Consider the following 3,419-nt stretch of genomic DNA (forward strand, 5'->3'; position numbering starts at 1 on the left):
TGGCATGGTGAAGATGATCTGGTGAATGGGGTGGCCCCTTAAGGCTGCTGCGTTGCCTGTGTGCTTGAGGTGAAAACCTCGGGCGGACGCGCTGCGTGGTGGGTTTGATGGCTGCTCCAGGAACAAGTTGGTTTGCGTAAAAGCGTGAGCCGTTGGCTCGCAGGGTCGGTTTGGTCCTGCGTGTGGGCGGTGAGATCAGAGTAGTGAGTAGACAAAGGGCGTTCGGTGGATGCCTTGGCGCCAAGAGGCGATGAAGGACGTGGCACGCTGCGATAAGCTGCGGGGAGAAGCGAGCATTCGTTGATCCGCAGATTTCCGAATGGGGAAACCCCTCCGTAAGGAGATCCTGCACTGAATACATAGGTGTTGGAGGCAAACCCGGGGAACTGAAACATCTCAGTACCTGGAGGAAAAGACATCAACAGAGATTCCGCTAGTAGTGGCGAGCGAACGCGGAACAGGCCAGTGGTTTTTGTGAGAGAAGGCGAACGGCTTGGAAAAGCCGGCCATAGTGGGTGAGAGCCCCGTAGCCGTAGTGCTTGCAGAAATCCTTGAGTAGGGCGGGGCACGTGAAACCCTGTCTGAATATGGGGGGACCATCCTCCAAGCCTAAATACTCCTTGGCGACCGATAGTGCACAAGTACCGTGAGGGAAAGGTGAAAAGCACCCCGACGAGGGGAGTGAAAGAGACCTGAAACCGAGCGCCTACAAGCAGTCGGAGCTCCCATTGTGGAGTGACGGCGTACCTTTTGTATAATGGGTCCGCGAGTTTCTGTCGGCAGCAAGCTTAAGCCGTGAGGTGTAGGCGAAGCGAAAGCGAGTCCGAATAGGGCGATTTAGTTGCCGGTAGAAGACCCGAAACCGAGTGATCTAGCCATGGCCAGGCTGAAGGTGCGGTAACACGCACTGGAGGGCCGAACCCACGCCTGTTGAAAAAGTCGGGGATGAGCTGTGGCTAGGGGTGAAAGGCCAATCAAACTCGGAAATAGCTGGTTCTCCGCGAAATCTATTGAGGTAGATCGTCGTGCGTTTACCACCGGAGGTAGAGCACCGGATGGGCTAGGGGGACCCAAAGTCCTACCAAACCCAACCGAACTCCGAATGCCGGTGAGTATAGTGCGGCAGACAGACAGTGGGTGCTAAGGTCCATTGTCGAGAGGGAAACAGCCCAGACCACCAGCTAAGGCCCCCAATTCGTGGCTAAGTGGGAAAGCATGTGAGACGGCCAAAACAACCAGGAGGTTGGCTTAGAAGCAGCCATCCTTTAAAGAAAGCGTAATAGCTCACTGGTCTAATAGCTGTTTTGCGGCGAAAATGTAACGGGGCTCAAGCCACGAGCCGAAGCTGTGGGTGTGCAGAAATGCATGCGGTAGCGGAGCGTTCCCTAAGCCGTTGAAGGTGTATCGTGAGGTATGCTGGAGGTATGGGAAGTGCGAATGCGGACATGAGTAGCGACAAGGAGAGTGAGAAACTCTCCCGCCGTAAGTCCAAGGGTTCCTGCGCAAGGCTAATCCGCGCAGGGTGAGCCGGCCCCTAAGGCGAGGGCGACAGCCGTAGCCGATGGGAATCAGGTGAATATTCCTGAGCCTGTCAGAAGTGACGACCATGAAGTGTTGTATGCCCTTATCGGATTGGGTGTGCTGCTGGATTGGTCCGGGAAATAGCTCTGACATTTGACCGTACCCTAAACCGACACAGGTGGACTGGTAGAGCATACCAAGGCGCTTGAGAGAACCATGCTGAAGGAACTAGGCAAATTGCTCGCGTAACTTCGGGATAAGCGAGACCCACTCTTGGGCAACCAGGGGTGGGTGGCACAGAGCAGGGGGTAGCGACTGTTTAGTAAAAACACAGGGCTCTGCGAAATCGAGAGATGACGTATAGGGTCTGACGCCTGCCCGGTGCCGGAAGGTTAAGGGGAGATGTGCAAGCATCGAACCGAAGCCCCGGTAAACGGCGGCCGTAACTATAACGGTCCTAAGGTAGCGAAATTCCTTGTCGGGTAAGTTCCGACCTGCACGAATGGCGTAACGACTTCCCCACTGTCTCCAGCATGGGCTCAGCGAAATTGAATTCCCCGTGAAGATGCGGGGTACCCGTGGTCAGACGGAAAGACCCTATGAACCTTTACTGCAACTTCGCAGTGGCGCCAGGAAAGGGCTGTGTAGGATAGGTGGGAGGCTTTGAAGCCGGGGCGCTAGCCTTGGTGGAGCCATCCTTGAAATACCACCCTGCGCTTTTCTGGCGTCTAACCGAGCCCAGTTATCCTGGGTCGGGACCCTGCGTGGTGGGCAGTTTGACTGGGGCGGTCGCCTCCTAAATCGTAACGGAGGCGCGCGATGGTGGGCTCAGGCCGGTCGGACATCGGCTGCTGAGTGCAATGGCACAAGCCCGCCTGACTGTGAGCGCGACAGCGCGAACAGAGACGAAAGTCGGCCATAGTGATCCGGTGGTCCCGCATGGAAGGGCCATCGCTCAACGGATAAAAGGTACTCTAGGGATAACAGGCTGATCTCCCCCAAGAGTCCACATCGACGGGGAGGTTTGGCACCTCGATGTCGGCTCATCGCATCCCGGGGCTGGAGCAGGTCCCAAGGGTTCGGCTGTTCGCCGATTAAAGCGGTACGTGAGCTGGGTTTAGAACGTCGTGAGACAGTTCGGTCCCTATCTGCCATGGGTGTAGGAGGCTTGCGAGGATCTGTCCCTAGTACGAGAGGACCGGGATGGACGCACCACTGGTCAACCGGTTGTCGCGCCAGCGGCATGGCCGGGTAGCTAAGTGCGGACGGGATAACCGCTGAAGGCATCTAAGCGGGAAACCCCCCTCAAGACTATGCTTCCCCAAGGGCCGTGGAAGACCACCACGTCGATAGGCCGCATGTGTACGTGCAGCAATGCACTCAGCTAAGCGGTCCTAATCGCCCGACAGACTCACTTCCTCTACCTCACCGCTGGGGGCTCGACCCCCACCGCACGCAGCACCAAACCGACACTTCCATACTTCACCAGATCAGAGACAAGGTTCCGGCTAGGTGGCCTGGTGGCTATCGCGAGGATGCTACACCCGATCCCATCCCGAACTCGGACGTGAAACGCCTCTGCGCCTATGATACTGTGCCTTAAGGCACGGGAAAGTCGGTCGCCGCCAGGCCACCTCGCCGGAACCTCTCACCATCACCAGATCATCACCCATCACCCTGACGCGGGGTGGAGCAGCCCGGTAGCTCGTCAGGCTCATAACCTGAAGGTCACAGGTTCAAATCCTGTCCCCGCATCATCTTTTACCGAACACGCGAACATCGCTGGAACATCGAGACCGCCCGCACGCAACAGCGCTGCCAAGTGGCCGATCAGCTCGATCCACGGTTCACCCTCCCCATCGACCTTGCCATGCACCTCCACGCGCGCGATCAGCGCC

At 57.4% G+C, this 3,419-nt stretch carries 1 tRNA gene and 2 rRNA genes; all 3 read left to right on the plus strand.

The annotated features are described in order from the left end of the window. Positions 1–202 precede the first annotated feature (202 nt). The 3 genes from C8P66_RS23225 to C8P66_RS23235 all read left to right on the plus strand — a co-directional run bounded on the left by C8P66_RS23225 (position 203) and on the right by C8P66_RS23235 (position 3,276). A 23S ribosomal RNA gene (locus C8P66_RS23225) occupies positions 203–2,939 on the plus strand. A gap of 98 nt (positions 2,940–3,037) precedes the next feature. Next, a 5S ribosomal RNA gene (gene rrf / locus C8P66_RS23230) occupies positions 3,038–3,152 on the plus strand. 50 nt (positions 3,153–3,202) lie between these two features. Further along, positions 3,203–3,276, plus strand: a tRNA-Met gene (locus C8P66_RS23235). Positions 3,277–3,419: the final 143 nt, after the last annotated feature.

The sequence above is a fragment of the Humitalea rosea genome (assembly GCF_003253705.1).
GTDB lineage: Bacteria > Pseudomonadota > Alphaproteobacteria > Acetobacterales > Acetobacteraceae > Humitalea > Humitalea rosea.